Here is a 17,118-nt window from a genome sequence, read left to right as displayed (position 1 = left end):
GCGGACGAGAAGACGCACCTTCTCACCCGCCCCGGCGGATCCGGGTGTCTGCAGCCACCTGCGAGCGGCGTCTCGAAGCCGCTAATCTCCTACAGGAATGCCGTGGTAGCTGGTGCTCCACCTGCCGTTCTCATACCAGACGGTGTAGAGCATCCCGTCAATCCCGCGGCCGGACACCTGAAACTGGTTGCCGTAAACGGCTAGGTCCGGGATACCGATGAACGCTCCGGGGAGCTTCTCTCGGTTCCACGTGTCACCGTTGGTGCCCCACCAGTGCCAGATGATGCTGTTGTCGTTGCCGCGGGCGACGATGTGCATGGCGCCGTGGTATTCGATCATTGCGGGTGTGCCGATCACCGCGATGTCAGGGTCGACGAGTTTGGGAGACGTCCAGGCCGGCGGACGTCGTAGCGCAACGGGTCAGGGCCGCCGACTCCAGGGGCGTGTCGGCTGAAGCACCGCCTCGCTCAGCGCTTTCGACCGCAGGTGGCTGATCTGCTGGTACTGGGGGTCGGTGATCATGCGAGCGAAGTCCTTCCGGGACGGATAGCGCACCAACAGGACCGCGTCCCATTGCTGACCCGGCTCGGCGATCAGCGCACTGGTGCCGTCACCGGCGTAGACGACCTCGACTCCGAAGCGCGGTGCGATCTGCTCACCGAAGGCCTTCGCATACTGCTGATACAGATCCCGGCCGCCTTCGGCGAAACGCAGCAGGTTGAGCATCACCACCGGCTGGTCCGGCTCGTCGGCGAGGAAAGCGGTCAGGAAATCGCCCTCGGCATCCACAGCCATCGACATGCCTCTCTCTCGACGCCCCGCGCAAGTATCGCGAGCCACCCCCGGCCACGGTCACACCAACCGGAGTGGGATTTTGCACTCCTAGTGCAAGTGTCGGATGACCTCGCGTTCCGGCACGTCCTAACGATGACGGCGGCTCCGGCCCGTGCGGTCACCGCGGCGCAAGCGGTCTTAGCGCGGCACGGCCCGGCATTGCCGGTCAAGAAACGTGGCTGGTCAGATGCTCTTGTGGTGGTAACAGCCCACTAGCACGCGCAAGTTATAGTGTACGGATTCGACCGAGCGAGCCTTGCGAGGGACACCGTGACACGGCGCATCACTGCCGCCGACATCGCCGAGGCGGCCGGCGTCTCGCGCGCGACGGTCGGGTTCGTGCTCAACAACACCCCTGGACAGAAGATCTCCGACGGGACCAGGGATCGGGTGTTGTCGGCGGCCAGCCGGCTCGGGTACCGGCCGCACCGGGCCGCACAGACCCTGGCCCGTGGCCGCAGCCGTCTGGTGTTGCTGGTGCTGCCGGACTGGCCGCTGGATCACAGCATGCGCCAGTATCTCGAGGAGGCCGCCCACACGCTCGACGAGGCCGGATACTCGCTGGTCACCTACACCCGGCATCCCGGCGATCAGAGCCGGCCGCTGTGGGAGTCCCTCGATCCGGACGTGGTCGTCGGCTTCGGGGCGTTTGACACCGAGACCGTGGCGTCGTTACGGGCCAGCGGCATCACCAAGATCTACCCGAATCCCGATCATCAGCCTGACGAGGCCGCCGCCTCCTCGGTCACGACGGGCACCTGCCTGCAGGTCGAGCACCTGCACGGGCTGGGCCACCGGCGCCTCGCGTTCGCCGGCACCACCGATCCGCGTCTCAGCTCGCTCAAGGGGCAACGCCTGGCGACCGCCCGCGAGTGCGCACGCCGGCTGGGCCTCGACGACCCAGCGGCCCGCGACGTCGACCACCGCGACGACTCGGCCACCAAAGCGGTCGCGGAGTGGCGGGCACAGGGCGTGACCGCCGTGGTGGCGTACAACGACGACATCGCGGCCACCGTGGCCGGCGCCGCCCTGCGTGCCGGCTTGTCCGTGCCTGGCGACCTCTCAGTGATCGGGCACGACGACAGTCCGCTGGCCGCGATGTTCGTGCCGGCGCTGTCGAGCGTGCGGATGGACACCATCGGCGTCGGCCGGCACGTGGCGCAGGAGGCCCTGCACCTGGCCGACGGGCGCCCGGCGCCCGGCGGCGCACCGGACGTGGCGGCGAACCTGGTTCCTCGCGAGTCCACCGCCACGCCGCGCGGCTGAGTCAGCGCTACCGCAGCCACGTCACTGTGCGGCGCAACGTCCGCTGCTGTGCCGGTGACCATCACGGCTGAGCTGGCTTTGCCGGGGTTCCGGAAGCGCGGTGAACAGCTGGCCGAGGAAGCGGTTCTGCCGGGCCTGACGGGTGTATCCGGCGGTGTCGCGGACACACCGCGGGCACCAGTGGCCGCCGGTGAGGATCAGCCGGGGACTGCCGTGAAAGGCGTGCCCCTCGGCGCATTGCCACTGCAACGGGTTGGCGATGTCGCCGCGACCCACGGTGTCGGACAGCAGCCGTCCACCGCGGAAGTCGGCCACCTGCCGCATGTCGGTGCTGTCCCACTCGGCGGGGTCCTTGGCCTCGTCGTAGCCGTGGTCCAGCAGGGCCGGGGTTCGGTCCGGCTCGGGCGGCACGAATGTCGACCAGTCGCCGATCGCCGCCCACTGCTCGCGGGATCCGAAGTAGGCGTTGATTTTCTCCTCGTCGCGGTCGCGCAGGAACGCCATGGTGCCTCGCGGCTTGCGGGTCAGCGGTTTTATCACCAGGTGCTTGACGAGCCAGCCGGGCACCCGGCCGGCCCGGGCCAGTCCCGGGTTGGCGGCGACCGCGCGGGACAGTGCCTGCTCGAAGGTGTCCTGGCGGAACGGCACCAGGGCGTGCAGGCGGTCGGAGTCGGTGTACCACTGGCCGTGGAAGTTGCGGGTGGCGAACCAGTTCCGGTCGTACCAGGTGCGTACGTCTCGGACGCCGAGCGCGGCGCTGATCCGGAGCTGCAACTCCCAGTTCGTGAGCCGCCAGGCGTCTCCCCCGCCGATGTTGTAGATGCCGCCCCAGAACTCGGCCGGCACGTCGTCCTCGCAGATGTTGGCCATCAGCCGGGCGGCGTCCTCGGCGGAGACCCACTCCATCACCCCGGCGAACGGCGAGTGCGTCATGATCGGGTCGCGGATCTGCAGCATGCCGGGGTGGAAGATGCCGGTCTGGCGCAGCCACGCCCACTTCGGCAGGCCGGAGTCGACCAGCACCTTCTCGGCGATCACCTTCGTCTGCCCGTACTCGTCGAAGTGTGAGACCCGCAGCGGATCGCCGACCCGGCCCCAATGATGGGGTGGGTTGCGGTCGCCGGTCTCGGCGACCGAACCCACCATGACCACGCCGATCGCGCCCGGGTCGGGCTGCGCCCGGACCGCGTTGACGATGTTGCGGGCGCTACCGACGTTGACCTTGTGGGCGAGCTCGGGGTGGTCGTCGGCGAACGGGGAGACGACCGCCCCGACGTGCAGCACGAAGTCGGCGCCGCGCACGCAGCGTTCAACGGTCTCGTAGTCGGTGAGGTCGCCGTGGACCACCTCGACGTCAGGGATGGCAGCGAGCTGCTGACCCGGCAGGACGAGTGCAACAACCTGGAAGCGGCCGGCGAGCTCGTGCAGGATGTGGCGGCCCCAGTTGCCGGTACCGCCGGTGAGGAAGACCCGTTTCACCGAGTCGCCTCGATGAGCTGCTCCAGGGCCTGCGGCGGGATCGCGTCGCCGAGGAACCCGGCGAACTGGCGCATCGGCATGGACTCGACCATCCGCAGCTGGTGATGCTGCTCCTCGGCCTGGGCCCGCTGCTCCTCGGTCATCGCGGCGGCCATGCCCTGCATCAGCGCCGGCCCGGCGATCGGGTGCGCGAACCATTCGCCGACGGTGGAGTCCATCGACAGCGGAGCGGCGATCACGTCGCCGGTCAGCGTGACGCTCTCCTCGGCGATCACGGTGGCGGCGTTCTCGCCCACCTGGATCCGGTATTCGCCAGGCGCGACCACCCAGCCCTGCTGCTCGATGTCCCAGTAGGCGAAGGACCGCCGGTCCAGGCTCAGGGTGACGGTGCGCTCCTCCCCCGGTTCCAGGTCGAGCTTGGTGAAGGCACGCAGCTCGCGGGCCGGGCGGCGCACCGGGCCGGCATCGGTGGCGACGTAGATCTGTACGACGTGCTTGCCGGCCCGCTTCCCGGTGTTGGCGACGGTGACCGTCACCTCGACGGTGTCGTCGCCGGTCACCTCGACGCCGACCGCACGGGTGGCGAAGCTGGTGTAGGACAGGCCGTGTCCGAACGGGTAGCGCACCGGCGCCGGCACGCTCGCGTAGTGCCGGTAGCCGACCATCACGCCTTCGCCGTAGCGCACGTGCTGCTGCTCGCCGGGAAAGTTCAGGTAGCTGGGGTTGTCCTGCAGCCGCAGCGGGATGGTCTCGGCCAGGTGCCCGGACGGGTTGGCCACGCCGTAGAGCAGGTCGGCGATCGCGCCGCCGCCGGCCTGGCCGAGCAGGAAGCCCTCCAGGATCGCATCGACCTGGTCATGCCAGCCTTCCAGGCTGACCACACCCCCATTGGCAAGAACGACCACGGTACGACGAGCCGCGCCGGCCACCGCGCGGATGACGTCGACCTGTTCGGTGGGCAGGTCCAGGTGTTCCCGGTCGAAGCCCTCCGACTCCTCGGTGTCGCCGAGGCCAGCGAATACGATCGCCACGTCGGCGTCACGGGCGGCGGCGACGGCCTCGTCGACGGTGAAGCCGGGCACGTGCCGCACGTCGCGGCCGATGGCCCGGATCTCCTCCAGGGCGATGTCCAGGCGGGTGGGGTTGATCCGGGAGCTGCCGCTGCCCTGATAGCGCGGCTCGGCCGCAAAGGAACCGATCACGGCGACGGCCGCCGACGGGTCCAGCGGCAGCGTCGCGCCGTCGTTCTTGAGCAGCACGGCACATTCGGCGGCGAGCGTGCGAGCGAGGGCGTGGTGGGCATCCGCGTCGAACTCCCCGCCGGTAGCCGGCCACTGCTCGACCAGCGCGAGAACCCGGCGGACTGCTTCGTCGACGACCGTCTCGTCCAGGTCGCCGGAGCGGACCGCGTCGACGATCTGCTGATCGGTGACGCCGCCGGTGCCGGGCATCTCCAGGTCCAGGCCGGCTTCGAGGGCGGCGACCCGGTCGCTGACCGCACCCCAATCGGACATGACCAGGCCGGTGAAGCGCCACTCGTCGCGCAGCAGATCGGTGAGCAGCCACCGGTTCTGCGACGCGTATACGCCGTTGATCTTGTTGTAGGAGCACATCACGGTGGCCGCGCCGGCCTCGGTCACCACCCGTTCGAAGGCGGGCAGGTAGATCTCGCGCAGGGCACGCTCGTCGACGTCCGCGCTGACGCGCATCCGGTCGGTCTCCTGATTGTTGGCCGCGAAATGCTTGACCGACGCGGCCACCCCCTCGCCCTGCAGGCCGCGCACCTGCGCGGCGCCCAAGACCCCGGAGAGGTACGGGTCCTCGGAGTAGTACTCGAAGTTGCGGCCGCACAACGGTGACCGTTTGATGTTGACGCCCGGGCCGAGCAGGACGGTGACGCCGATGGCCTTGGACTCGACGCCGAGGGCCTGGCCGATCCGGGTCGCGACCTGCGGGTCCCAGGAGGAGCCGACGGCCACGGCTGGCGGGAAGCAGGTGGCCGGCTCGCTGCCGTTGATGCCCAGGTGGTCGGCGGCGCCGACCTGCCGGCGGACACCGTGCGGCCCGTCGGTGAGCACGATCGACGGCACGCCGGCGTCCTCGACCGCCTTGGTCGACCACAGGTCGCGGCCGGACAGCAGGGACGCCTTCTGCTCCAGGGTCAGCGCGGAGATGTCGATCATCGGGTGGTTCCTTCCGGGGTGAGCGCGGCGCGCAGGTCGTCCTCAAGGCCGGCGGGGATGCCGGGGATGTACTGCAGGACGGTGGTGAGCGACATCGCGGCGGCCTCGGGGGCCGAGCCGTCGATCGGGATGCCGGGGAAGTACTTGGCGAACACCGCGCTGACCTGCGGCCACACCACCGGGTCGTCGGCGACGGTCTTCAGCGGGGTGTCCATGGTGTACTCCTGCCGGACGCCGAAGTCCTCCGGCAGTGGGTAGTGCCAGGCGTGGGTGCCGGGGCCGACCTGTTCGACCGCGTCGGCCGGGTGCAGCGGCAGCACCACGGTCGCCTCGCTGCCCTCAGGCACCGTGACCTCGATCGACATCAGGGCGCCGTCGATGCGCCAGGCCACCTCGGCGCGGCCGAGCACGGTGTCGTGTGCCGCCCGGGCACTCGTCAGACCGCCGCCGGGCCGGGGCGCGATCCGCATCCGCCGCCAGCCGGGCTCGGTGCGTTCGAGACCGCCGACGACCCGGTGCAGCCAGTCGGCGACCGCGCCGAGCGCATAGTGGTTCAGCGAGGTCATCCCGGTGGAATTGAGGGTGCCGTCGGGCAGCACGGCGTCCCAGCGCTCCCAGATCGTGGTGGCGCCCATGGTCACCGGGTACAGGAACGACGGGCACTGCTTCTGGGTGAGCAGCAGGTACGCCTCGGTCAGGTGGCCGGTGCTGGAGAGCGCGTCGGTGATCAGCGGGGTGCCGGCGAATCCGGTGGAGATCCGGTAATCGGCCTTGGCGACCAGGGCGGCGAGCCGGTCGCCGGCCCTGGTCCGCTGGTCGTCGTCGAGGATGCCGAACGTGATGGCCAGGGCGTAGGCGGTGGCGGACTCGTTGACGACGCGGCCCGATCCGGTGAGGTACTCGTGGCGGAAGGCGGCCCGGACCTTCTCGGCGAGCGCCGTGAAGTGCGCGGCGTCCTCGGCGTGGCCGAGCACCGCCGCGGCCTGCGCCATCTCCCGGGTGGTCTTGCACAGGTATGCGGAGGCGACCAGGTGCCGGTCGGTCTTGCCGCCGGCCGGGTTGTCGGCCGGGGCGTCCGGGTCGAGCCAGTCGCCGAACTGGAAGCCGGAGCTCCACAGCCCGTGCTCGTCGAGCAGGCCCTCGACCTGGCGCACGAAGGCGGCCATCGACTCGTAGCTGTCGGCCAGGATCTGCGGGTCGCCGTACTCCTGGTAGAGCAGCCAGGGCACGCTGACCGCGGCGTCGCTCCACAGGGCGGTCGGCGGGGTGGGAGTCGAGGTCACGTCCGGCACCACCCACGGCACGAAGCCGGTCGCCTTCTGCTCGGCGGCCAGGTCGGCCAGCCAGGAGCGCAGCACGCCGCGCACGTCGTACAGGAAGGCGGCGGTCGGGGCGAAGGCGTTCAGGTCTCCGGTCCAGCCGAGGCGTTCGTCGCGTTGCGGGCAGTCGGTGGGCACGCCGACGAAGTTGTCCCGCATCGACCACACCGTGTTGGCGTGCAGCCGGTTGATCAGGTCGTCGGAGCAGTCGAACCAGCCGGTGCGGGTCATCTCGCTGTGCACCACCACCGCGGTCAATGACTCCGGCATCGGCCCGTCGACCTGCACGTAGCGAAACCCGTGGAAGGTGAACCGCGGCTCCCAGGTCTCCGGCTCGCCGCCGCGCAGGGTGTAGCGGTCGGTCGCCTCAGCCGTACGGTTGGGCTCGGTCTCCAGCTCCCCGGCCGGGGTGAGCAGTTCCGCGTGCCGCAGGGTGACGGTGTCCCCCGCGGCGCCGGTGACGGTGAAGCGCACCCAGCCGGAGATGTTCTGCCCGAAGTCGACGATCGTCTTCCCGGACGGGCTGGTGCTGATCTCGACCGGGGCGAGTTCCTCGATCCGGCGGATCGGCGGCGCGGGCTGCTCGTTCAGCGCGTCGAGGTTCCACTCGAACAGCTGGGCGGGCGCCCACTGCGAGTCGTCGAAGCCGGGACGGTCCCAGCCCCGCGGTTCGAGGCGCGCGTCGTACGTCTCACCGTCGTAGAGGCTGTTGGCGCGCACCGCGCCGGACCCGGCGCGGAAGCTCGCGTCGCTGGTGATCGTCTCGACCCGGTCACCGAAATCGAGCTCGAGCCGCAGGTACAGCGCCGGCCGGTCGGTGTAGTGCGCGCTCTTGTTCTCCCAGCCCAGCCGGCCGGACGCCCAGCCCTCGCCGACGATCGCGCCGACCGCGTTCTCGCCCTCGGTGATCAGGTCGGTGACGTCGTAGCTGCGCACGTCGATGCGGTGCCGGTACGAGGTCCAGCCGGGGGTCAGCACGTCGTCGCCGACCCGGGTCCCGTTCAGGTAGGGCTCGACGATGCCGAGAGCGGTGACCTGCAGGGTGGCCCGGACGGGCTTCGCGGCGGTGAAGTCGCGGCGGAAGTAGACCGCGTGCTCACCCGGCGCGGCACTGATGAAGGACACGAAGGGGCCTTTCCTTACTTGACGGACTTGATACGCAGGACGACCAGGCCACCGAGCACCGTGCAGACGGCCGCGACCAGGTAGAGCAGGGTGTAGTTCTTCTCCCCGCCGCCGACGGCGAGGAACAGCGGGGCGACGAACGGGCCGACCGCCTGCGGGATCGAGGTGGCGAACCCGGTGATGCTCATGAACCGGCCGGCGTCGGTCTCGCGTTCGGGCAGCACGTCGAGCAGCAGCGCCTGGTCGACGGCGGCGAACCCGCCGATGCCGACCGAGCAGATCAGCGATCCGGCGAACAGCAGTGGCGTGCTCGGCGCGATCGCCATCAGCACCGCGCCGAGCCCGAACACCGCGCCGGAGGCGAGGACGAACGGGCGGCGGCGGTGCAGCCGGTCGGAGAGGAACCCGCCGCCGATCGCACCGGCCGCGGTGGCCAGCACACCGACCCCACCCAGCACGGCGATCAGACCGGCGACCTCTTCGACGGTGACCTCGAGGCGGGCGGCGAAGAAGAACGCGGTGAAGGTGGTGTTGAGGGTGAGGCCGAAGTAGAAGAGGAAGCGGCCCAGCCAGTTCCACGAGTAGTCCGGGTAACGGCGGGGGTTGTAGACGTATTTGGCGGCCAGTGCCTTGCCGTTCAACGGGGCGCCGAGGTCCCGGCCGCGGCTGTCGCGCTCGGCCACGAGAAGCACGAACAGGCCGACCAGCAGGACGCCGACGGCGCCGGGCACCAGGAACAGCAGCAGGCTGTTGCCGGCCAGGCCTCCGGCGAGCACGACACCGAGCACCGGGCCGATCTGCTGGGCGAAGCCGCTGAGCCCGGCGACCTTGCCGCGCTGCTCCTCCGGTAGCCGGTCGGCGGTCGAGTTCTGCAGGTTGCCCAGCACCGTTCCCCATCCCAGCTGGGCGAGAATCCAGCCGAGGCCGAGGATCCACACGCTCGGGGCCAGGGCCATCACGACCAGGGAGATCACGCCGAGGACGGTGCCGCCGATCATCCACGGCCGGCGGCGGCCCAGCCGGGTGCGGGTGCGGTCACTGAGGATGCCGGGAATCGGGCCGAGCAGCATCACGACCAGCGCGCCGGTGCCGGTGATATAGCCGAGGTATTCCTCGTGGCCCGGGGCGAGTTGGCCGACGCGGATCGCCAGGGAGATCGCGATCGGGGTGATGAAGGCGACGAAGACACCGAACTGCGCCGCGACGATCAGCCAGATGTAGGTGGCGTTCACCCTCTCGACGCCGTCGGCGGGGGGTGTTTCGGCAGGTATGGCCGGTGGCGGCGGATCGCCGGCGGCAAGGGTCACGGGAGTCCTCCACGAACAGGTGCGAAGCCGAAACGGCGCCGGCCTGCTGTCAGTGCTGCAGGCCACTAGCGCGCACTAGTTTCGAGGAAGTTAAGCATCGCTAACTAGCGCGCGCAAGTGCCTGGGGCTCCCGCCTTTTACCGAATGGGCTGGCCGACGCGGGGTGCGAGGAATCGCCGCAGCGGCAGGGCGATGAGCAGCGCGACCCCCACCAGCAAGCTGCTGACCCACACCGGGCCCAGGTCGCCGGCACCGGTCCCGAGCGTCGCCGCCGCAACGATCGGCCCACCGGCGGCGCCGATGTTGAGCGCCGCGGTCGCATACGACCCGCCCATGGTGGGGGCGCCGGCTGCCGCATAGAGCACCCGGGCGATCAGGGTGCCGCCCACCGCGAAGGACAGCGCGCCCTGTGCGAACGTCAGGAGCAGGAGCATTGCCGGCTGGGTGGCCAGAGCGCCCATTGCGACCCACCCGAGCAGCAACAACGGGCCGCCGACCGCGATCACGAGACCGGAACGCTGATCGGAGAGCCGTCCCGCGAGAGTGACCCCGACGAACGAACCGGCACCGAACAGCACCAGTACGACCGGAATCCACAGGTCGCCCAGCCCGGCGGTGTCGGTCACGATCGGCGCCAGGAAGGTGAACGTGGCGAAGGTGGCCGCGTTGACCAGGGCACCGAGCAGCATGACCAGGACGAGCCCGGGCGCCGCGAGCTGGGCGATCTCGTCTCGCAGCGACGGGCCGGCCGGAGCGTCCTTACCGGCCGCCGCGGAAGGGATGCCCTTCACGACGCCGACGGCCGCGGGCAGACAGAGCAACGCGATCGCCCAGAAGGTGGCCCGCCAGCCGAGCACCGTACCGAGCACCGCGCCGCCGGGAACGCCGGCGATGGTGGCCACGGTCGTACCCGAGAGCAACACCGCCAGCGCCCGACCTTTCTGATCAGCGGCGACGAGCGTGGCCGCCGTGCTCAGCGCGACAGCCAGGAAGCCGGCGTTCGCCAGGGCGGCGATCACCCGGGTGCCGAGCAGGACGGTGAAGCTCGTCGTGAGTGCGCCGATGACGTGCGCCGCGGCGAACGTCAGCACGAAGCCGAGCAGGGCGGCCCGGGCCGGCCATCGGCGGGCGAGCGCTGCCATCAGCGGCGCGCCGACGATCATGCCGGCGGCGAACGCCGAGGTCAGCAGTCCGGCGGCGGCGACTGACACGTCGAGGCTGGTGGCGATGTCCGGCACCAGGCCGGCGAGCATGAACTCCGAGGTGCCCATGGCGAAGACCGCCAGGGCAAGCAGGTAGAGAGGCAGAGGCATCGAGAGCTCCGAGGTGAGAGAGAACGAGGAGACGTCTCGTCACCGCGGTCAGCGCCCAGGGTGCGCGCCGATGTCCCACGCAGCCATGGCTGCTGGGGGCGGGCTATGAGCTCAGTGGCTCAGGGGGCTGACGGCGTGACCGAAAGCCCCCACCTTGGCTGCCTCAGGGCTCGACATGGCGCAAACCCTACTCAAGCCCACCGGTCATCAGGCAACCGGTTTTCGCTTGGCGATCAGCTCTGTGTCGTCATGCTCGTGGCTCGATGACCGTCGGGTCACCGGCCTGAGGCGCCGGTTCCGGCACGTGCGGGCAACCGTTCGACCAGGAGGGTGCTCACCTCAGCGGTGGCACGGATGTCATACCGGTCCGCCGCGGCGGGCCAGCCGTCGTCGCGCAGGACGACGCCGGCCTTGACGCCGCGCCGGGACTTGCCGTTGACCGTTGCCCGGCCGGCGCCCTTGCCCAGGCGCACCCGGGCCGGGGCGCTCCCCGTACGAACGGTCAGCTCCCCCACCGGGCCCGCGATCACCAGCGGCATCGTGCCGCCGGGCGGGGACAGCTGAAGCACGCCGCGGGAGACACCAGCGGCCAGCTCGACACCCACGAGACCGCCGGAACGCGAGTCCACGTCCAGGTCGATCGCGCCGCCGGTGAGCTTGAGTGTCCAGGCCACCTTGACGTTGAGCACCACCTCGGCGCCCACCGTGCCGGTCGCCCCCGCGACCAGGGTGAGCAGCGAGGCGTCCCCGGTCTCGGTCAACTGGGGCGCGGCGCTCTGGTCGGCCGCGGTGACGGTGAACAGCGACTCGCCGAGATCCGCCGTACGGATGCGCAACGTGGTCGCCGCGCCGGTGATCTCGAGTCGCCGCTGCTTGATCGCGCCCAGCGGAGCGGTCAGCGGCACCGGCGCCGAGGGCGGGATCGCGGCGGACGGCTGCACCACCGGGACAGCCGAACTCGCCTGCCCGGCTGCCGAACGCGAAGCGGCCGGCTGGTAGGCCTCGGCCTGGCCCAGCACCACCCCCACGGTCAACGACACGAGCACCGCCGTGAACGCCCACAGCCGCCAGGGTCTGCGGATCTGCTGCTCATAGATGAGCACGACCCGGCCTGCGACCCGCGGACCGGAGCGGCCCGGCGGCGCGCTGACCGGAGCAGCGTCCGCCCGCGCGTTACCGATCGGCCGGGAGCCGATGGGCGGCGCGCTGACCGGCCGCCCGGCGACCGGCATCTCCTCAGCGACGCTGCTCGGCGGCAGGGTGGGCGCGTTGCCGGTGAACGGGACGGTGGGCCGGCCGGCCATCGAGTTGCCGGCTGGTGATCCGCCGCCGGCATCGGTGACGTCCACCGGCCCGTCGGTGTTGCTGCGGAACCAGAGGCGCGACCCGACGCTCGGGTGTCGCGGACCCGACGACGCCCGGTCGAACTGATCGGCCACCTGGCACCCCCATTCACCGGGATACATGTCTCAGCGATACGGACTACGGCAGGCAGCCCGCATCGGATCGAAACATCTGCCATGCTCCCGCATCGTGGGCGCCGGGCCAGGCGTCACAGGTTCACGGGTGGGCCGGCTTCGACGGCGTGTAGAGCCAGGCGGTGAACAGCGCGTCGAGGTCGCGGCCGGAGACCCGCTCGGCGTGGGCGATGAAGCCCTCCGTCGTCACGTTGTCGTTGCGGTTGAGCTGGGCCCACGACCGCAGGATGCGGAAGAAGTCCCGGTCGCCGACGGTGAGCCGCAGTGCGTGCAGCGTCATCGCGCCGCGGTCGTAGACGGCGCCGATGAACAGGTTCGGCGGGCCGGGGTCGGCGACCTTGGCCTGCCACAGCGACGAGGTGGCCGGGGTCGCGTACGCCTCCTCGAAGGACTCCTGCACGGTGGCCAGGCCTTCGTGCTCGCTCCACAGCCACTCGGCGTAGGAGGCGAAACCCTCGTTGAGCCAGATGTCGCGCCAGCGGTCCAGGGTGAGGCTGTTGCCGTACCACTGGTGGGCCAGCTCGTGCACGATGATGCGGTAGCCGCCCTCCTGCGTCCGGAAGTTCTGCGGCGTGTAGATTGGGCGGCCCTGCGTCTCCAGCGCGTAACCCCACTGGCCGTTGGCGTCCACCACGCCGCCGGCCGACCGCAACGGGTACGGCCCGAAGTAGCCGGAGAGGAAGTCGATGATCTCCGGCTGGCGGGCGAACGACTTGGCCGCGCGCTCATACGTCGCCGGCGGCAGAGCCGGGTCGATCGCGTCCACGAACCGGATCCCGTTCTTCTGGTAGGACGTCACGTCGAACCTGCCGATGGCAGCCATCGCCAGGTACGTCGCCATCGGCTCGCGCTGCTGCCAGCGCCACGTGGTCCAGCCCTTGGCGCTCGATCGACCGGCCGGGGTGCCGTTGGAGATCGCCTGCAGATCCTTCGGAACCGTCAGCGCGATCGAGAAGGAGGCCTTGTCGCTCGGGTGGTCGTTGGACGGGAACCACGCCTGCGCGACGTCCGGCTCACCGAGGATGATCACCCCGTCGTCGGTCGTGAAGGCGCCGCCGTCGCCGAGGTCCGGGTCCTGGATCACCTTGGGCACGCCGTCGTAGACGATCCTGGTGTCGAAGGACTCTCCCCTGCTCAGCGAGCGGCGCGGGGTCACGGTCACTTCGGTGCCGGCACGCGACCACGTGGCCGGGCGGCCGTCCACCGTGACCGACCGGATCGTCAGGCCGTCGAGGTCGAGGTTGAACGCCGACAGATGCTGGGTGGCCCGGGCCCGGATCTTCACCGTGCCGGCCAGCGCGTCGGTGGCCGGCGCGTAGGTGACCGCCAGGTCGTAGTGCTTGACGTCGTAACCGCCGTTGCCGTCCAGCGGGTAATAGGGGTCGCCCACGCCGGCCGACCCCGGCGTCCCGGGACGGACGGCGGCGCCGGCGGGCACGCCCGCGAGCACGACCGATGTGGACACCGCCAGGACCAGAGCCACGCTCACCTTGCGCACCATGGACACAAGCTATCGGTCCCGGCCGATCACCGCATCGCTCGATCGAATTCGTCGGGCCGACGAACGCCCGACCGGCCGTTGGACCATTCCGCTCTTGTGGACGGTGCGACACACTCGGTCACACACGCCTGACCGGACGGGGGCACCGCATGTCGTTCCTCAACGTTGTCGATCCGGCGTTCGACTTCGACGCGGCGGAGGTGGTCGCCGCGCAGGAAGCCGGCTGGTACGCCGACAGCCCGCTCGGGCCGCTGGTGCTGCGTCACGCGGAGGCGCAGCAACTGCTGCGCGACCGCCGGCTCGACCACGGCGGCGACGACTACCTGCGGCGCAACGGCATCACCTCCGGGCCGATCCACGACTGGTGGGTGCCGATGATCGTCAACTGGGACGGCGCCGAGCACCGCCGGCTGCGCGGCCTGGTCAGCCGCTCCTTCACCCCGCACACTGTCGACCTGCTGCGGCCGTTCATCCGAGCGACGGCCGAGGCGCTGACCGAGGACATCGCCCACGCCGGCGAGACCGAGTTCGTCGACGCCTTCGCCAATCGGCTGCCGCTGGCGGTCATGAGCGAGCTGCTCGGGGTGCCCGCCGCCGACCACAAGATATTCAGCACCTGGTCCAGCGACATCGGGCTGATCTTCGCCTTGGCCACCGGCGGTGACACGGCGGCACGCGTTGAACAGGCCGTCGCCGGACTGGACGGCTACCTCGACACGCTCATCGACGAGCGGACCCGGCATCCCGCCGACGACCTGATCTCCCGGATGGTCGCCGCCTGGCAGGTCGAGCAGACGGTCACCCGCGAGGAGCTGCGCAACCTGCTGGTCACGCTGGTCTTCGGAGCGCACGACAACACCCGCCACCAGTTCTCCAACATGATGGTCAGCTTCGCCGAGAATCCGCGGCAGTGGACCCTCCTGCGGGATCGGCCCGAGCTGACCGAGGACGCCGTCAACGAGTCGATGCGCTGGCGGCCGTCGGCGGCGAGCCTCTTCCGCCGCGCGGCCGAGGACTTCGAGTTCCAGGGTCTGCCGATAGCCGCCGGAACCTTCGTGACCATGGCCGTGCAGACCGCTCAGCGCGACCCGCGCGCCTACCCCGGCGGGGAGAGGTTCGACATCACGGCCGACCGCACGGCGCCGCTCCTCCAGTTCGGCGCCGGTCCGCACTACTGCCTCGGCTCCGCGCTGGCCCACGCCGAGTTGAGCGAGGCGCTGTCGATCCTGGTCCGCCGTCTCGGCCCGCCGGTGATCGCCGGCGAGATGACCTGGCGGCCGGCGATCGGCACCCACGGGCCCAACGAACTGCCGCTCCGGTTTGCGAAAGCACCCTGAGACGGCAACGATCGCCCGCTCGTCCACGCGGCGCGCTAGGCGTCCGGGCTGCTCGCCCCCGGCGACAGGCGTGATGCTGATGTGCGGCGGCGGTAGTACCTGGCCTGGCGGTCGCGGTGGGCGCAGGAGTCGTGGCAGTAACGCCGGCGCGGATGGTGTTGCACGAAGAACAGGCAGCAGTCCGGACTCTCGCAGCGGCGCAGCAGCCGGGCGCGGTCGTCGGTGAGCAACGCGATGCAGGCGGCGGCGAGACTGCCGAGAAGTACGGCGTCACCGGTCGCGGTGTCCTGGCGGGCCGCCACGAGCGCTCCGGCGGGCTGCTGGATCAGTCGGGGAAACGTCGGCGCCTGGGCGGCGGCGGCGTTGACCTGCTCGATCGCGGCGGCGGGCGGCGGCGCCGCGGTGACCGTCGCCGCGAACAGGGCATGGATGCTGTCTCGCAGGGCGGCGGCCGCCGCCGTGTCCAGCGGTGCCGCGGTGCCGGCAGCCGTGAACCAGAGCCTTGCCAGCTCGGGCGTGCCGAGGAAGTCCTCGTCCCCGTACAGGGTGTTGGCGAACTCCACGACCAGCGGCTCGGTGCCCAGAATCGGCAGCTCCACGTCCAGCATGGACAATATTCTATGCTGACGGTAAACCTTGCGTGTTACCGTCAGCCGATGATGACCTGGCGGCACGTCACCCCGGACGACTTTCCGCTGCTGGCGCGGTGGCTCGCGGCACCGCACGTGGCTCGCTGGTGGCACCACGAGACGTCGATGGAGGCGGTGGCGCGCGACTTCGGGCCCTCCGCACGCCGCGAGGAGCCGAACGAGGACCTGCTGGCGTTTCTCGACGGCGCACCGCTCGGGCTGCTGCAACGCTCGTTCCTGCACGACTACCCGGAATATCTGCACGAGCTGACGCCGCTGACCGCCGTGCCGCCCCGGGCGATGACGATCGACTATCTGATCGGGGACGCGGCAGACGTCGGGCGTGGCATCGGCACCCGGCTGATCCGCTCGGCACTCGACCAGCTCTGGGCCGACCATCGCGACGCCGAGTGCGTGATCGTGGCGGTGCACGCCGACAACGTCGGGTCGTGGCGGGTGCTGGAGAAAGCGGGCCTGAGGCGGGTCGCCGAGGGTGAGCTCGACCCGGACAACCCGATCGACGACCGGCGCCACTACGTCTACCGGCTGGATCGCCCACGGGAGCCCTGACGGCGCGCTCAGGGCGCCGCGATGACTAGGCTCTGGACCCGATGGACAGCAGCCTTTCGTACCGCGAAGCCAGCCGCGCGCGGCTTCGTGACACCCTCATCGGCGCCGCCCGGCAGCTCGCGGTGGAGCGCGGCTGGGAGCATGTGCGGATGGCCGATGTGGCTCGTGCCGCCGGGGTCAGCCGGCAGACGGTCTACAACGAGTTCGACGGCCGGGCCGGCCTCGCCGAAGCGCTGGCGCTCCGCGAGATCGACCAGTTCGTCACCGAGGTGCGCAGCCAGCTCTTCGACCACGGCGGCGACATCCGCGCGGCCGGGCACGCCGCGATTCTGCACACACTGCAGGAGGCGGCCCGCAATCCGCTGGTCCATGCCATCCTGACCAGCGCGCGCGGTGGCGCTGACGAGCTGCTGCCCTATCTGACCACGCGGTCCGGCGCGGTGCTGGCAGCCGCGGGAGCGGTGATCGAGGAGTGGGCGGCGGTCCACCTGCCCGACCTCGACCCGGCGGCGGTCACGCTGGCCGCTGAGTCCGTCGTGCGGTTGACCGTCAGCCACATCATCGTGCCGCTCGCGTCCCCGGCCGAGTCTGCCGACGTGCTCGCCGAGGTGTTCGTGCGCCTGATGCGCTGAGCCGATGATCGGGGGGCGTCCCCGTCTGAACGGGGGCGGTACGACAGGGACGTCCCTCCGACCACTCCATGCACTTTACATCAATTGCGCTCATGTCAAAGAAGTCGACAGAGCGCAGCTAGACGCACGGTTCCTTGACACGTAC

General features: G+C 70.5%; 14 protein-coding genes. 4 read left to right on the top strand and 10 right to left on the bottom strand.

All coding sequences use genetic code 11. The features are described 5' to 3' along the window. Positions 1-81: 81 nt before the first annotated feature. Positions 82-357, bottom strand: a complete 276-nt coding sequence (locus AB0F81_RS06610; RefSeq protein WP_360192026.1) for a hypothetical protein — start codon at positions 355-357, stop codon at positions 82-84. Between the two features lie 63 nt (positions 358-420). After that, entirely contained in the window at positions 421-795 is a 375-nt protein-coding gene (locus tag AB0F81_RS06605; RefSeq protein ID WP_360192023.1) for a DUF1330 domain-containing protein, read from the bottom strand. 309 nt (positions 796-1,104) lie between these two features. Between AB0F81_RS06605 and AB0F81_RS06600 the strand changes: the two genes are divergently transcribed. Next, complete coding sequence (locus AB0F81_RS06600; protein WP_360192020.1) at positions 1,105-2,100, top strand: LacI family DNA-binding transcriptional regulator; 996 nt, start codon at positions 1,105-1,107, stop codon at positions 2,098-2,100. A gap of 21 nt (positions 2,101-2,121) precedes the next feature. Here the strand turns inward: AB0F81_RS06600 and AB0F81_RS06595 are convergent, their stop codons facing one another. From AB0F81_RS06595 to AB0F81_RS06565, 7 genes are all read right to left on the bottom strand, one after another. Then, entirely contained in the window at positions 2,122-3,579 is a 1,458-nt protein-coding gene (locus tag AB0F81_RS06595) for an NAD(P)-dependent oxidoreductase (RefSeq protein ID WP_360192017.1), read from the bottom strand. Then, positions 3,576-5,762, bottom strand: a complete 2,187-nt coding sequence (locus AB0F81_RS06590; protein WP_360192014.1) for a glycoside hydrolase family 3 C-terminal domain-containing protein — start codon at positions 5,760-5,762, stop codon at positions 3,576-3,578. The genes AB0F81_RS06595 and AB0F81_RS06590 overlap by 4 nt, the downstream gene beginning before the upstream one ends. Further along, positions 5,759-8,206: a glycoside hydrolase family 78 protein gene (locus AB0F81_RS06585; RefSeq protein WP_360192011.1), complete on the bottom strand. Its 2,448-nt coding sequence runs from the start codon at positions 8,204-8,206 to the stop codon at positions 5,759-5,761. The genes AB0F81_RS06590 and AB0F81_RS06585 overlap by 4 nt, the downstream gene beginning before the upstream one ends. Positions 8,207-8,220: 14 nt before the next feature. Then, the gene (locus tag AB0F81_RS06580; protein WP_360192008.1) at positions 8,221-9,513 is read right to left on the bottom strand and encodes an MFS transporter; all 1,293 of its coding nucleotides are present in this window, start codon (positions 9,511-9,513) and stop codon (positions 8,221-8,223) included. A gap of 137 nt (positions 9,514-9,650) precedes the next feature. Beyond that, positions 9,651-10,826 (bottom strand): Cmx/CmrA family chloramphenicol efflux MFS transporter, encoded by a 1,176-nt coding sequence (locus AB0F81_RS06575; RefSeq protein ID WP_360192005.1) that lies wholly within the window; start codon positions 10,824-10,826, stop codon positions 9,651-9,653. A 275-nt stretch (positions 10,827-11,101) separates the two neighbouring features. Beyond that, positions 11,102-12,292: a hypothetical protein gene (locus AB0F81_RS06570; RefSeq protein ID WP_360192002.1), complete on the bottom strand. Its 1,191-nt coding sequence runs from the start codon at positions 12,290-12,292 to the stop codon at positions 11,102-11,104. A gap of 94 nt (positions 12,293-12,386) precedes the next feature. Continuing rightward, positions 12,387-13,805 (bottom strand): M1 family metallopeptidase, encoded by a 1,419-nt coding sequence (locus AB0F81_RS06565; RefSeq protein ID WP_360191999.1) that lies wholly within the window; start codon positions 13,803-13,805, stop codon positions 12,387-12,389. A 149-nt stretch (positions 13,806-13,954) separates the two neighbouring features. Between AB0F81_RS06565 and AB0F81_RS06560 the strand changes: the two genes are divergently transcribed. After that, complete coding sequence (locus AB0F81_RS06560) at positions 13,955-15,142, top strand: cytochrome P450 (RefSeq protein ID WP_360191996.1); 1,188 nt, start codon at positions 13,955-13,957, stop codon at positions 15,140-15,142. Positions 15,143-15,177: 35 nt separating this feature from the next. Here AB0F81_RS06560 and AB0F81_RS06555 read toward each other — a convergent pair whose 3' ends face one another. Further along, on the bottom strand, positions 15,178-15,750 hold the full coding sequence (locus tag AB0F81_RS06555; RefSeq protein ID WP_360191993.1) for a CGNR zinc finger domain-containing protein: 573 nt from the start codon (positions 15,748-15,750) through the stop codon (positions 15,178-15,180). Positions 15,751-15,798: 48 nt separating this feature from the next. Here AB0F81_RS06555 and AB0F81_RS06550 point away from each other — a divergent pair, with 48 nt between their 5' ends. Both AB0F81_RS06550 and AB0F81_RS06545 read left to right on the top strand, forming a co-directional pair. Next, positions 15,799-16,341 carry a GNAT family N-acetyltransferase gene (locus AB0F81_RS06550; protein WP_360191990.1) on the top strand — a complete coding sequence of 181 codons (543 nt, stop codon included), beginning with the start codon at positions 15,799-15,801 and terminating at the stop codon, positions 16,339-16,341. 41 nt (positions 16,342-16,382) lie between these two features. Beyond that, positions 16,383-16,973, top strand: a complete 591-nt coding sequence (locus tag AB0F81_RS06545; RefSeq protein WP_360191987.1) for a TetR family transcriptional regulator — start codon at positions 16,383-16,385, stop codon at positions 16,971-16,973. Positions 16,974-17,118 lie beyond the last annotated feature (145 nt).

Source organism: Actinoplanes sp. NPDC024001 (assembly GCF_040638955.1).
Taxonomy (GTDB): domain Bacteria; phylum Actinomycetota; class Actinomycetes; order Mycobacteriales; family Micromonosporaceae; genus Actinoplanes.
This window is presented reverse-complemented; position numbering and strand designations above follow the sequence as displayed.